Raw genomic sequence first — 12,894 nt, 5'->3', positions numbered from 1 at the left:
GGGGCTGAGGCCTACTGCGCGGCCCAGCCGCCGTCCACGTTGATGGCGGCGCCGCGCAGGTTGTCGGCCGCGGCCGAGCACATGAACACCGCCAGGTCGCCCAGTTGCTCGGGCGTGGTGAACTGCAGCGAAGGCTGCTTCTCGCCCAGCAGGTCGCGCTTGGCCTGGTCCACCGAGATGCCTTCGCGCGCGGCGCGGTCGTCGATCTGCTTCTGCACCAGCGGCGTCAGCACCCAGCCGGGGCAGATGGCGTTGGCGGTGACGCCGGTGGTCGCCGTCTCCAGCGCCAGCGCCTTGGTGAAGCCCAGGATGCCGTGCTTGCTGGCCACGTAGGCCGACTTCTGCGCCGAGGCTACCAGCCCGTGCGTGCTGGCCACGTTGATGATGCGTCCCCAGTTGCGCTGCTTCATGCCGGGCAGCGCATGGCGCGTGGTGTGGAAGGCCGAGGTGAGGTTGATCGCGATGATCGCGTCCCACTTCTCGGGCGGAAAGTCTTCCACCAACGCCACATGCTGGATGCCGGCGTTGTTGACCAGGATGTCCACCGCGCCGAACTCGGCCTCGGTCTCGCGCACCAGCGCCTCGATCTCGTCGGGCTTGCTCATGTCGGCGCCGTTGTAGGCCACCTTCACGCCCAGCGCTTCCACCTGTGCCTTCGGTCCGGCATGGTCGCCGAAGCCGTTGAGCATGATGTTGGCGCCCTGCGCGGCCAGCCGCATCGCGATGCCCAGCCCGATGCCGCTGGTCGAGCCCGTGACGAGGGCGGTCTTTCCTTTGAGCATTCCAGATCTCCGTGAGGGGGTTGCTACGATGCATTATCAAACGCAGGGGCACCTTTCCATGACCGTCGAACCCGTCCTCCAGCATGTGCAATGCCTTGGCAGCCGCGGCCTGCATCGCATGGCTTATTGGGAGTGGGGCGACGCGGCCAATCCCAGGGTGCTGGTGTGCGTTCATGGCCTGACGCGGCAGGGCCGCGACTTCGACGTCCTGGCCCGCGCAATGTGCGACGAGTACCGCGTCATCTGCCCCGACGTGCCCGGCCGCGGCCGGTCCGACTGGCTGGCCGATCCGGCCGGCTATGCAGTCCCTGCGTATGTGTCCAACATGGTCACGCTGGTGGCGCGGCTGGGCGTCGACAGCATCGATTGGGTCGGCACCTCGATGGGCGGGCTGATCGGCATGGGCCTGGCCTCATTGCCCAACACACCGGTGCGCAAGCTGGTGCTCAACGACATCGGCCCGGCCATCGACTATGAAGGCCTGGCCCGCATCGGCACCTATGTGGGCAAGCCGGCGCACTGGGCCAGCGAGCAGGAGGCCGCGGCCGCGCTGTGGGCCATCTCGCAGGGCTTCGGCCCACATTCCGACGAACAGTGGCTGGCGCTCACGCGGCCACAGCTCAAGCCCGACGGCGATGGCTTCAAGCCGCACTACGACCCGGCCATCGGCCTGGCCTTCCAGGGCATGACGCCGGAGATGGCCAAGGCCGGCGAGGCCATGCTGTGGGCCGCCTATGACGCCATCGCCTGCCCCACGCTGCTGACGCGCGGCGCGCAGAGCGACCTGCTGTCGGCGACCACCGCGCAGGCCATGACCCGGCGCGGACCACGGGCGCGGCTCGTCGAATTCGAAGGCGTGGGCCATGCGCCCACGCTGGTGCAACCCGACCAAGTGAAGGCCGTGCGCGACTTCCTGTTGTCCCCGTGATCGTCGCCCCGTGAAGAGCCACGCCCCCGAAGTCACCACCGACCACGCTGCCACCATCGTCCGGCTGGCCGACGTGGCCGACGAACTGGACGCCAAGCACCGCGCACGCAGTTTCGCGCAGCCGCTGCTGCAGGGCGAAGTGCTGGACACCGGCGAAGATGCCCTCGGCCATGCCGACGGCGTGGCCGCGATCCTGCATGACATCGGCGCCTCGCCCGCGATGCAGGCCGCGGCCTACCTGGTGTATTCGGCCGACTTCCTGCAGCGGCCGGAAGAAGTCATCGCCAAGGCCTTCGGGCCTTCCTATGCCGGGCTGGTGCTGCACACCGTCAAGCTGGTGCAGATCCAGCGTGCGGCGCGTGAAGCCCGGCTGGCCGTCGCCGACCGCGCGGTGCAGACGGAGCGGGTGCGCAAGATGCTGCTGGCCTTCTCGCGCGACCTGCGCGTGGTGCTGCTGCGGCTGGCCTCGCGGCTGCAGACGCTGCGCTGGTATGCCGCCTCCCGCACGCCATGCCCCGAGGCGCTGGCGATGGAAACCCAGCAGGTCTTCGCGCCGCTGGCCAACCGCCTCGGCATCTGGCAGATCAAGTGGGAGCTGGAAGACCTCTCCTTCCGCTTCCTGCGGCCCGACGACTACAAGCGCATGGCGCGCCTGCTCGATGAAAAGCGCGTGGAGCGCGAAGCCGGTGTCGAGGCCTTCCGCCAGCAGCTAGCGCAGCAGCTGCAGGCCGCCGGCCTGCAGGCCGAGGTGCAGGGCCGGCCCAAGCACCTCTACAGCATCTGGAAGAAGATGCAGGGCAAGGGGCTGGACTTCGCGCGGGTGTTCGACGTGCGGGCCATGCGCGTCATCGTGGCCGATGTGCCGGCCTGTTATGCCGCGCTGGCCCATGTGCAGCAGCGCTACCGCGTGGTGCAGGGCGAGTACGACGACTACATCGCCAAGCCCAAGCCCAACGGCTACCAGTCGCTGCACACCGTGGTGCTGGACGACGACGGCCGCACGGTGGAAGTGCAGATCCGCACCCGCGCCATGCACGAGTACGCCGAGTTCGGCGTGGCTGCCCACTGGGCCTACAAGGAGGCGGGCGCCAAGGGATATGCCGGCGTGTCGGCCGCGGGCGCCGACGACGAGCGCGTGGCCGAGGCGCGGCGCTCGGTGCTGCGTCAGCTGCTGGCCTGGGAGCGCGACTTCGCCGGGCAGGGGGCTGACGATGCGGCCGGCGCACGCGACGAGCGCATCTACGTCTTCACGCCGCAGGCCGCGGTGATCGAGCTGCCCGCCGGTGCCACGCCGGTGGACTTCGCGTACACGCTGCACACCGACCTGGGCCACCGCTGCCGCGGTGCCAAGGTCGATGGCGCGATGGTGCCGCTCAACACGCCGCTGGCCAACGGCCAGACGGTGGAGATCAACGCCATCAAGGAAGGCGGGCCGTCGCTCGACTGGCTCAACCCCGAACTCGGCTACCTGGCCAGCTCGCGCGCCAAGAGCAAGGTGCGCGCATGGTTCAACGCGCTGGCGCAATCGCAGACCATCGCCAAGGGCCGCGAGCTGGTGGAAAAGCTGCTGCAGCGCGAAGGCCGCACCGCCATCAAGCTCGACGACCTGGCCTCGCGCCTCGGCTTCCGCGGTGCCGATGCGCTGTTCGAGGTGGTGGGCAAGGACGAGTACTCGCTGCGCAACATCGAGCAGTTGCTGCGCCCGCCGGTCGAGGCCCCCACGCCCGACGAGATCGTGGCGTTGCGCCGCTCCAAGGGCGACGGTGCCACGCCGCGCGGCGGCGTGCTGGTGGTGGGCGTCGATTCACTGCTCACCAGCCTGGCGCGCTGCTGCCGGCCTGCGCCGCCCGATGCCATCGGCGGCTTCGTCACCCGCGGCAAGGGCGTGGCGGTGCACCGGGTGGACTGCACCAACTTCCGCAACATGCGCGCGCAGCAGCCGGAACGCGTGATCCCGGTGGCCTGGGGCGCGGGGCAGGGCGTGCGCGGCGAGGAAGCGATGTATCCGGTGGACGTGGTGGTGGAAGCCGCCGACCGCCCGGCACTCCTGCGCGACATCTCCGAGGTCTTCGCCAAGGAGAAGATGAACGTGACCGGCGTGCACACGCAGTCGGTCAAGCATGTGCGCGGCGGCACCGCCTGGATGACCTTCACCGTCGAGGTGGGCGACGCCGCCCGGCTGGCCGCGGTGCTGGGCCAGGTGGCCCGCGTCGCCGGCGTGCGGCACGCGCGGCGCAAGTAGCCGACGCCCGCGTGCGTCAGCGCAGCAGCGTGAGCAGCGCGCCGGCCGCGCCGCTGGCCAGGATCACCGGGATCACGCCCACGCGCCCGCTGAACAGCGCGATGGCGGCCAGCCCGCCCAACACCGCGGCCACCGGGTCGAAGCCCTGCCACATGCCACCGGCCAGGCCCTGCGGCCACAGCACATGCTGCGCGAAGAACACCGCCAGGTTCACGATCACGCCCACCACCGCGGCGGTGATGGCGGTCAGTGGTGCGGTGAAGCCGAGCTTGCCGTGCGTGGTCTCGATGAAGGGCCCGCCCAGCAGGATGAAGCAGAACGAGGGCAGGAAGGTGAACAGCGTGACCACGCACGCGCCTGCGATGCCGGCCAGCGCCAGCGCATCCGGCCCGAACAGGGCGCGGCCCCAACCGCCGACGAAGCCGACGAAGGCCACCACCATGATCAGCGGGCCGGGCGTCGTCTCGCCCAGCGCCAGGCCGTCGATCATCTGGGTGCCGGTGAGCCAGCGGTAGTCGTCCACCGCGCCCTGGTAGACATAGGGCAGCACCGCATAGGCCCCGCCGAAGGTCAGCAGCGCAGCCTTGGTGAAGAACCAGGCCATCTGCGTCAAGGCGCCATCCAGCCTGAAGCGCGCGGCTAGCGCACCGAAGGCCAGCAGCCACAAGCCGATGAACGCGGCCAGCACCAGGCCGAAGCGCCGCCAGGTGAAGCGTGCATGCGCCGGCGTCGGCGTGTCGTCGTCGATCAACGCCGGCGCCTGCGCCACCGGTGCGGATGCGCCAGTCGGTGCATGGCCGGCCGCACGTGGCATGAAGGAATCCGGCGACCAGCGGCCACCCAGGAAGCCGATGCCGGCGGCCGCGGCGATGATCAGCGGAAACGGCAGGTCGAAGGCGAACAGCGCGACGAAGGCTCCGGCCGCCAGCGCCCACGTCCAGGCATTGCGCAGCACCCGCGACCCGATGCGCCACGCCGCCGCCAGCACGATGGCCGTCACCGCCGGCTTGATGCCGTACAGCACACCGGCCACTGCCGGCGCCTGCCCATGCGCCAGGTACAGCCAGGACAGCCCGACCAGCAGCAGCAGCGACGGCAGCACGAACAGTCCACCGGCCACCAGGCCGCCTGCGGTGCGGTGCATCAGCCAGCCGATGTAGGTGGCCAGCTGCTGCGCTTCCGGTCCGGGCAGCACCATGCAGTAGTTCAGCGCATGCAGGAAGCGCCGTTCGGAGATCCAGCGCCGGCGCTCGACCAGCTCGGCATGCATCAGTGCGATCTGCCCGGCCGGCCCGCCGAAGCTGACGAAGCCCAGCTTGAGCCAGAAGGCAAAGGCCTGGGCCAGCGATACCGGCGCAGGGCCGGAGCCGGCCGCGGCGGAAGAGGGCGGGGCGGTGGTGTTGGACATCGGCCGCGAGTGTCGTTGTTTTTGTGTTGAGCACCGTGCGGCGCGAGCCGCTTGCCAGCGCTTCGAAACGTCTGCTATAGTCACAGGCTTCCCCAGGCGCGTAGCTCAGCTGGTTAGAGCACCACCTTGACATGGTGGGGGTCGTTGGTTCGAGTCCAATCGCGCCTACCAACACTGAAACCCGGTAACTCTTGAGAAATCAAGGCTTACCGGGTTTTTCGCTTTCCGAGCGTCGTTTTCCAGCCTTCGTTTTCGGCCTTTCACTACAGCGGCCTGCGGTAGCCGATCAACCGGCTGGACCAGTAACCCTCGGCAAGCCGGGCCAGGCTCACCGTGCCGCCGGTGCTGGGCGCATGCACGAAGCGGCCCTGGCCCACCAGGATGCCGGCATGGCTCGCGTCGCCGCGGCTGCCGAAGATGGCGAGGTCGCCCGTGCGCACGAAGCTGGGATGCACGGGCTGCCCCCACAGGCTCATCTCGCGCACGGTGCGCGGCGTGGCCAGCCCCGCCGCACGGTACACGTACATGATGAGCCCGCTGCAATCGAAGCCGCCCTCGGGCGTGTTGCCGCCATAGCGGTAGGTGGTGCCCACCAGGCCCAGGGCCAGGACCGTGGCGTCCTGCGCCTGCTCGTCGCTCATGCGCGAAGGACGGGGCGGCGTGGCCGGCACCACCGGCGGGCCGCCCGCGCAGCCGGCCAGCAGTCCGGCCGCCAGCCAGGCGGCGGCGGTGCGGCGGTCCACGGTTGGGCGGGCAGGGTGGGCGTGGTTCATGTCGTGGGCATTCGTCATGTCGCGGTGGATGCTAGCGGCGTGGCCTCAGGGTGGCAGCAGCAGGCCTTCATGGCGGGCCACATGCTCCAGCGCCGCCTCGAAGCGGGCGCGCGCCGTGGCGGCCATGTGGCGCAGGCCGCGGTGCAGCTCGGCATCCTCGGGGCTGCGGTGCTCGCACTCGGCGCTGTAGGCCTCGAAGTGGGACAGCTGCATCAGCAGCTCCGCCACGTGCCGTGGACATTCGCAGGCGATGGTGGTGGACAGTCCGGCGAATTCGGCCAGCGCCTCGTCGTCCCAGCGACGGGGCGTGGCCGCTGCGGCGGGATCGTCCCAGCCACCGGCGACCGCGGCAGCAGACGGCGCCGGCCCGGCCAGCGAGCCGCACCAGGCGGCCAGCCATTGCGCCAGCACCGTGTCGCTCTGCGGCTCGCGCAGCAGCCAGGCGCCTGCATCCGCCCAGGCGGCGGCCGTGGTCTCGGCGGCGAAGCGGTACAGCAGTGCGCAGGGCCGGGTGGTGGACGGGGCGGCGTCCGCATGCAGGCGCGGCTGCTGCATCAGCACCGCATCGGCAGGTTGCCGTGGCCGATCGGCGTCCGCCTGCGCGAGGTCGTCGAAGGGGCCCAGCCACTGCACCGGCCGACCCAGCCGCCGCTGAAGCGCCGGCTGCTGCAGCCGCTGGAACAGCGCCCCGCCCACCACTTGCACCCTGAGGACCCGCGCTGCGTTGGCCACGGGCGCCGCGGCGGCCAGTGGCCCGGGCTGCAGCGCGATGGGCCGGGCCGCCAGTGCGCTGGCGTGGGTGGCCGCCACTTGCTGGAGCTGCGCCATGTCCAGCGGCGCCAGGCTGCCGATGGCATGGCCGGCGTCCACCAACTGCTTGAGCAGCGCCAGGCGACGCACGTCGTCCGCGGAGTACAGCCGCTGGCCGCTGGGCGACAGCGCGGGCTGGGTCAGGCCGTAGCGCCGCTCCCACACGCGCAAGGTGGCGACCGGCATGCGCAGCATGCGGGCCACCGCACCACTGCGGTGGCGGCCGCCGGCATCGACAGGGGAGGCATGAGAGGCCATGACGCGTATTGAATCGGCTTTGAATCGCATTAGCGGACACGGCCGCTGGGCCATGCGCAGGTTGAAGCGATTCTGACGCCGATGTGCGTACGCTTGCAGCATGTTTTTGAAGACACAAGGCATCGAAGTGGCGGTCATCGGTGCCGGCATCGCCGGCGCCAGCTGCGCCCGTTGGTTGGCCGAGAGCGGTTGCCGGGTGCAGGTGATCGACAAGTCGCGCGGCATGGGCGGGCGCCTGGCCACGCGGCGCTTGCAGTGGACGGACACCGAAGGCCGGCTGCAGACCACCGCGCTCGACCATGGCGCGCCGGGCTTTGCGGCGCAGGGCGAGCCCTTCCAGGCCTGGGTGGCCACCGCGGTGCAGGCCGGAGTGCTGGCGCCGTGGCGGCCCACGCTGGCACCCGGCAGCCGTCCGCTGGACGAGCCCGGCCCGCTGTACATCGGCCTGCCGGACATGCCGGCCGCCTGTCGCTGGCTGTTGCAGCACCTGCCGTTCACGCCGAACGCGACGGTGGAGCGCTTGCGCAAGACACCGGCCGGCTGGCTGCTGGAGGGCAGCGGGCCGCTGCCCACGCAGGCTTTCAATGCGGTGGTGCTGGCGCTGCCGCCGGCCCAGGCGGCGCCCCTGCTGGCCGAATACCGGCGCGACTGGGCCCAGCGCGCCGCGATGGCCCTGATGCAGCCCGGCTGGACCCTGATGGGCGTTTCCGACGCACCGCCTGGCATGCCGGCCTGGGATGCGGCGCGGCCGCAGCACGGGCCGCTGGCCTGGGTGCTGCGCCATGCGGCGCGTCCGGGCCGCCAGGCGCCGGCCGGCGAGGCGCACTGGGTGCTGCATGCCCGCGCCGGCTGGAGCCGCCAGCAGCTCGAGCAGCCGCCCAGCCAGGTGCAGGCCGCGCTGCAGGCGGCGCTCCAAGGCTGGCTGCAGCAGCCGCTGGCCTGGCGCCATGCCGTGGTGCACCGCTGGCGCTACGCGCTGCCGATGACCACCGGTGGCGAGGTGGACGCCAGCTGCTGGTGGGACGCCGCCCAGGGCCTGGGTGCCTGTGGCGACTTCCTCGGCGGCGGTGGCGTAGAGGCGGCCTGGGCTTCGGCCCGGGCGCTGGTGCAGGCCATGCGGCATGCACCGCAGACCCCCAGCACCGCACAGGCCACCGCCGCAGGCCGCGCCTCCGCGCCCGCTCTGGCCACCTCCGCCGACGCCTGCCGCGCCGGCACCGACATGCCGCCGCAGGGCCATCCGGCCGCGGCATGAAGCACCGCTTTCTTCACGCCCCCAGCCATCGCAAGGAGCTTCCATGAACCACTGCAACCCACCACGCCGCGTCTTCCTCATCGGCCTGGCCGCCTCCACCGCCGGCCTGGCCGCCGGGCCGGCGGCCGCCCAGGCCATGGTCGACGAGAAGGACCCGCAGGCCACCGCCCTCGGCTATGTGGCCGACGCCAAGCGCGTGGACACCAAGAAGTACCCCAAGTACGCCGCCGGTCAGGTCTGCGGCAACTGCGCGCTGTACCAGGGCAAGCCCACCGACAAGGCCGCCGCCTGCCCGTTGTTCGCCGGCAAGCAGGTGGCTGGGCCCGGCTGGTGCAGCGCCTGGGCCAAGAAGGCTTGATGCCGCGGCGCGCGATGTCCCGCCACGCGTTGCCGCAGGACGCGACCGCGCCTGCCAGCGGCTTCCGCGGCAACAAGGCCGCCCTGCCCAGCAAGCCGTGCGCGGCCTGCGGGCGGGCCATGAGCTGGCGCAGCCGCTGGGCACGCTGCTGGCCGGAGGTGAAGTTCTGCAGCCAGGCCTGCCGCCGCCAGCGCGGCGGGCCACATCCCCAGGAAGGCACGCCATGAAACCCATCGCCCTCGTGACCGGTGCCAGCGGCGGCATCGGGCGCGCCGTGTCCGCCCGCCTGCAGGCCCAGGGCTGCGTGGTGGTGGCCGTCGGGCGGGATGCCGCGCGCCTGGCCGAACTGCCGGCCGTGCTGCGCCTGGCCGCCGACACCACCACGCCGGAAGGCGCCGCGCAGGCCATCGACGGCTGCCGCCAGGCGCTGGGCGCGGCGCCTACCCTGCTGGCGCATTGCGTGGGCAGCGTGCTCATCGCCTCGCTGCCGCGCACCAGCGTGCAGGCCTACCGCGAGGTGATGCGTGTCAACCTGGACAGCGCGGTGTTCATGCTGCAGGCCTGGCTGGCCGGACTGGAAGGCGGGGCGGGCGCGGCGGTGTTCGCCAGCTCGGTGGTGGCCCGCATCGGCGTGGCCAACCATGAGGCCATCGCCGCCGCCAAGGGCGGGGTGGAGGCCCTGGTGCGCAGCGCCGCGGCCACCCATGCCGGGCAGGGCGTGCGGGTGAATGCCGTGGCCCCGGGCATGACCGACACGCCGATGACCGCCTCGATGCTCAAGGTGCCGGCGATGCGGGAAGGCGCCGCCCGGCAGTACCCGCTGGGCGGCATCCAGGTCGCCGACGACGTGGCCGGCGTGATGGCCTGGCTGTTGAGCGAGGGTGCCGCGCGGCTGACCGGCCAGGTGATCCCGGTGGACGGCGGGTTCACCAGCGTGCGGCCGCTGGTGAAGTAGCGGCCCGCAGGCTCAGGCCGCCACGGCCACGATCACGCTGGAGGCCTTGAAGAAGGCCATCGCGCGGCTGCCCACGACCAGGCCCAGGTCGCGCACGCTGGCTTCGGTGACCACTGCGGTGACCGCGCCGCCGGCATCCAGCGCCAGCGTCAGCTCGCTGTTGACCGCGCCGGTGCGCAGGCCCTGCACCGTGCCGGCGAACTGGTTGCGTGCCGACAGCCGCAGGCCGTGGTCCTCGGCCGCCAGCAGCACCGACGACGACTTGACCAGCGCCAGTGCCGTCATGTTCAGCCGCAGGCCCAGGGAGTCGGTGCTGTCGCGGGTGAGCACCGCCACGATGCGCGGGCCGCCGGGCACGGTGATCTCCACCTCGTCGTTCACCGCGCCGGCGCGCACCGCGGTCACCTGGCCGACGAACTGGTTCCGGGCGCTGGTCTTCAAGATCATGATCCTCGTCAGCGAGAAGTCGGCCTCCAGGTCGAAGGCCTGCTCGTCCAGCAGCCTGAGCAGCCGGCGGTGCACCGCGTCCACCTCCTCGTAGCGCTGCAGCAGCCGCAGGCCGTGGCCGGTCAGTCGGGTGGAGCCGCCGCCGCGGCCGCCGGCGCTGCGGTGCACCAGCGGCGCGCCGGCGGCCTGGGTCATCGCCTCCACCGCGTCCCAGGCGCCCTTGTAGCTCAGGCCCACCGCCCGTGCCGCCTGGGTGATGGAGCCGTGCTCCGCCACCGCCCGCAGCAGGGCCATGCGGGTTTCGCCGCCCAGCCGGCCGACGGGGCTGTCCACCCACAGCTCGCCGCCCAGGTGCAGCGGCTGGCGGCGCCTGCGGGCCGGGCGCGGGCCGGCGGTCATCGCGCCACCTCGGCCCACACGGCCTGGGCGGCCTGCGCCGCCGGCACCAGGCGGCCGGCCTGCATGTGCAGCACCTCGCCGGCCAGCAGCGCGGCATCCTCGTCGTCATGCGTGATAAGCAGCGTGGGGATGTCGATGTCGGCACGCAGGTCGCGCAGTTCGCGGCGCAGGTGGGCGCGCAGCGGCTTGTCCAGCGCAGCGAAGGGTTCGTCCAGCAGCAGCGCGGCGGGCTCCGCGGCCAGCGCGCGGGCCAGGGCGGTTCGCTGGCGCTGGCCGCCCGAGATCTGGTGCGGCTGGTGGTCGGCGATGGCCGTGAGGTGGAAGGCGCGCAGCCAGCGCTGCACCGTGTCGTCGGGCCATGCGCGCTGCGGATTGAGCCAGCCGCCGCGGCGGGCGAAGCCGATGTTCTGCCGCACCGTCAAGTGCGGGAACAGCGCGTAGTCCTGGAACACGTAGCCCAGGCGGCGCCGCTGCGCCGGCAGGCTGAAGCCGCTGGCGCTGTCGTGCAGCAGCCGCCCGGCCACCTGCACCCGGCCGGTGTCGGGGCGGGCGATGCCGGCGATCATCTTCAGCGTCTGCGACTTGCCGGCGCCCGAGGGGCCCACCAGCGCCAGGTGCGGCTGGGCGGTGGCAAAGCGCACGTCCAGCGTGAAGCGGCTGCCCTGGTGGACCAGTTGCCGCTGCAGGCTCACGTCCCAGGTGGGCTGCGTCATGGCCAGGCCCTCAGCCCCGGAGCGGCAGGCGGCCGGGCAGCAGCCGGCCAGCGGCCAGCAGCACCGCGATGCAGGTGAGCGAGGTGACGGCCACCAGGAAGTTGGCCGCGTCGTCCTGGCCGGCCTGCACCGCCTCGTACACCGCGATGGACAAGGTCTGCGTCTTGCCCGGGATGCTGCCGGCCACCATCAGCGTGGCGCCGAATTCGCCCAGCGCCCGCGCGAACGACAGCAGCAGCCCGGCCAGGATGCCGCGCCACGCCAGCGGCAGCGACACGCGGAAGAACACTGCCGCCTCGCCGATGCCCAGCGTGCGGGCGGCGTCTTCCAGCTGCGGGTCCACCGTCTCGAAGGCGGCGCGCGCGGCCTTGAACACCAGCGGAAACGACACCACCGTGGCTGCGATCACCGCCGCCTGCCAGGTGAAGATGAGGCGAATGCCGAAGGTGGACAGCAGCCAGCCGCCCAGCGGCCCCTGGGTGCCGATGAGCACCAGCAGGTAGTAGCCCAGCACCGTGGGCGGCATCACCATCGGCAGCGTGAGCGCGGCGTCCAGCAGGTCGCGCCCCGGAAAGCGCCAGCGCGCCAGCGCATGGCCGGCGGCCACGCCCAGCACCAGGTTGATGGCCGTGGCCCAGCCCGCCACCTTCAAGGTGAGCAGCAGCGGCACCCAGGCCTCGCCCATCACGGCGCGCTGAAGCCATGGCGGGCCAGCACTGCCTGCGCCGGCGGCGTCAGCAGCCAGTCGGCGAACTGCCGCGCCAGGGCCGGCTGTGCGCTGGCCCACACCGGCGCCACCGGGTACAGCACCGGCTGCGGCGTGGCCACGCGCAAGGCCACCTGCACCTTGTCGGGCAACAGCGCCGCATCCGTGGCGTAGACGAAGCCCGCATCCACCTCGCCGCGGGCGACGTAGTCCAGCGCCTGGCGTACGTTCTGCGCGCCGATCATCTTGGGCTGCACCGCCTGCCAGTGGCCGGCGGCCTCCAGCACCGATTGGGTGTAGCGCCCGACCGGCACGCTGGCCGGCAGGCCGATGGCGATGCGCTGGTAGGCCGGCTGGGCCAGATCGGCCAGGGTGCGTGGCCGCAGCCTGCTGGCCGCGGGCACCACCAGCACCAGGCTGTTGGAAGCGAAGGCCCGTGCCTGGCCCGCCGCCACCAGGCCCTGGGCCTGTGCCTGGTTCATCGTGTGCGCGTCGGCGGTGGCCAGCACATCCACCGGCGCGCCACGGGCGATCTGCTGCAGCAGCATGCCCGAGGCCGCGAAGTTGAACTGCAGCCGGGCGCCGGGATGCGCCGCCTCGAAGGCCGGAGCCAGCGCGGTGAAGGCCTGGTTCAGGCTGGCCGCGGCAGAGACGGTGAGCTGCTGCGCCGCTGCGGTGCCGGCCAGCGCCAGCAGGCTGAGCAGCAGGGCGATCGATGGCAGGGTGGAGCGCCGCATGGCAGTGATGGGGGTGGCAGGGCTGTAAAGCAAACTATATATCCTGCCTGTTGGCACGACGTCGCCAGGAGGTGCATCACGCATCGCACGCGCTATGTAGTGGCCTGCATGACGACGACCGGC

At 72.0% G+C, this 12,894-nt stretch carries 14 protein-coding genes and 1 tRNA gene; 7 read left to right on the top strand and 8 right to left on the bottom strand.

The window, feature by feature from the left end; genetic code table 11:
* Positions 1 to 11: 11 nt before the first annotated feature.
* A complete protein-coding gene (locus LRS14_RS05440; protein ID WP_046111399.1) occupies positions 12 to 782 on the bottom strand; it encodes a 3-hydroxybutyrate dehydrogenase in 771 nt (256 codons plus the stop codon).
* Positions 783 to 900: 118 nt separating this feature from the next.
* Here LRS14_RS05440 and LRS14_RS05435 point away from each other — a divergent pair, with 118 nt between their 5' ends.
* Both LRS14_RS05435 and LRS14_RS05430 read left to right on the top strand, forming a co-directional pair.
* Positions 901 to 1,710 carry an alpha/beta fold hydrolase gene (locus tag LRS14_RS05435; protein ID WP_404977533.1) on the top strand — a complete coding sequence of 270 codons (810 nt, stop codon included), beginning with the start codon at positions 901 to 903 and terminating at the stop codon, positions 1,708 to 1,710.
* Positions 1,711 to 1,720: 10 nt separating this feature from the next.
* Positions 1,721 to 3,952, top strand: coding sequence for a RelA/SpoT family protein (locus LRS14_RS05430; protein WP_046111397.1), 2,232 nt, complete (start codon positions 1,721 to 1,723; stop codon positions 3,950 to 3,952).
* A gap of 16 nt (positions 3,953 to 3,968) precedes the next feature.
* On the opposite strand, the gene chrA is transcribed toward LRS14_RS05430, so the two are convergent.
* Positions 3,969 to 5,360, bottom strand: coding sequence for a chromate efflux transporter (chrA, locus tag LRS14_RS05425; protein ID WP_257798893.1), 1,392 nt, complete (start codon positions 5,358 to 5,360; stop codon positions 3,969 to 3,971).
* Positions 5,361 to 5,454: 94 nt separating this feature from the next.
* Here chrA and LRS14_RS05420 point away from each other — a divergent pair.
* Positions 5,455 to 5,531, top strand: a tRNA-Val gene (locus tag LRS14_RS05420).
* 92 nt (positions 5,532 to 5,623) lie between these two features.
* Here the strand turns inward: LRS14_RS05420 and LRS14_RS05415 are convergent.
* Together LRS14_RS05415 and LRS14_RS05410 are read right to left on the bottom strand one after the other, a co-directional pair.
* Complete coding sequence (locus LRS14_RS05415) at positions 5,624 to 6,133, bottom strand: C40 family peptidase (RefSeq protein ID WP_404977575.1); 510 nt, start codon at positions 6,131 to 6,133, stop codon at positions 5,624 to 5,626.
* A gap of 45 nt (positions 6,134 to 6,178) precedes the next feature.
* Entirely contained in the window at positions 6,179 to 7,201 is a 1,023-nt protein-coding gene (locus LRS14_RS05410) for a MerR family transcriptional regulator (protein WP_257798891.1), read from the bottom strand.
* 100 nt (positions 7,202 to 7,301) lie between these two features.
* On the opposite strand from LRS14_RS05410, the gene LRS14_RS05405 reads away from it, so the two are divergent.
* From LRS14_RS05405 to LRS14_RS05390, 4 genes are read left to right on the top strand one after another with little or no spacing between them, the layout of a single operon-like run.
* Positions 7,302 to 8,456 (top strand): NAD(P)/FAD-dependent oxidoreductase, encoded by a 1,155-nt coding sequence (locus tag LRS14_RS05405; protein WP_257798890.1) that lies wholly within the window; start codon positions 7,302 to 7,304, stop codon positions 8,454 to 8,456.
* 43 nt (positions 8,457 to 8,499) lie between these two features.
* On the top strand, positions 8,500 to 8,814 hold the full coding sequence (locus LRS14_RS05400) for a high-potential iron-sulfur protein (protein WP_046111395.1): 315 nt from the start codon (positions 8,500 to 8,502) through the stop codon (positions 8,812 to 8,814).
* Positions 8,814 to 9,041, top strand: a complete 228-nt coding sequence (locus LRS14_RS05395; RefSeq protein WP_404977532.1) for a DUF2256 domain-containing protein — start codon at positions 8,814 to 8,816, stop codon at positions 9,039 to 9,041. Before LRS14_RS05400 ends, LRS14_RS05395 begins: the two co-directional genes overlap by 1 nt.
* A complete protein-coding gene (locus tag LRS14_RS05390; RefSeq protein ID WP_257798889.1) occupies positions 9,038 to 9,769 on the top strand; it encodes an SDR family NAD(P)-dependent oxidoreductase in 732 nt (243 codons plus the stop codon). The genes LRS14_RS05395 and LRS14_RS05390 overlap by 4 nt, the downstream gene beginning before the upstream one ends.
* Positions 9,770 to 9,781: 12 nt before the next feature.
* Here the strand turns inward: LRS14_RS05390 and LRS14_RS05385 are convergent, their stop codons facing one another.
* Genes LRS14_RS05385 through modA form a run of 4 tightly spaced genes read right to left on the bottom strand, consistent with a single transcriptional unit; the run spans position 9,782 to position 12,771 of the window.
* Positions 9,782 to 10,615 (bottom strand): TOBE domain-containing protein, encoded by an 834-nt coding sequence (locus LRS14_RS05385; RefSeq protein WP_257798888.1) that lies wholly within the window; start codon positions 10,613 to 10,615, stop codon positions 9,782 to 9,784.
* Positions 10,612 to 11,328 carry an ATP-binding cassette domain-containing protein gene (locus tag LRS14_RS05380; protein WP_257798887.1) on the bottom strand — a complete coding sequence of 239 codons (717 nt, stop codon included), beginning with the start codon at positions 11,326 to 11,328 and terminating at the stop codon, positions 10,612 to 10,614. The genes LRS14_RS05385 and LRS14_RS05380 overlap by 4 nt, the downstream gene beginning before the upstream one ends.
* Positions 11,329 to 11,338: 10 nt before the next feature.
* Positions 11,339 to 12,013, bottom strand: coding sequence for a molybdate ABC transporter permease subunit (modB, locus tag LRS14_RS05375; RefSeq protein ID WP_257798886.1), 675 nt, complete (start codon positions 12,011 to 12,013; stop codon positions 11,339 to 11,341).
* A complete protein-coding gene (modA, locus tag LRS14_RS05370) occupies positions 12,013 to 12,771 on the bottom strand; it encodes a molybdate ABC transporter substrate-binding protein (RefSeq protein WP_257798885.1) in 759 nt (252 codons plus the stop codon). Before modA ends, modB begins: the two co-directional genes overlap by 1 nt.
* Positions 12,772 to 12,894: the final 123 nt, after the last annotated feature.

Source organism: Aquincola sp. J276 (genome assembly GCF_024700035.1).
GTDB lineage: Bacteria > Pseudomonadota > Gammaproteobacteria > Burkholderiales > Burkholderiaceae_C > Aquincola > Aquincola tertiaricarbonis.
This window is presented reverse-complemented; position numbering and strand designations above follow the sequence as displayed.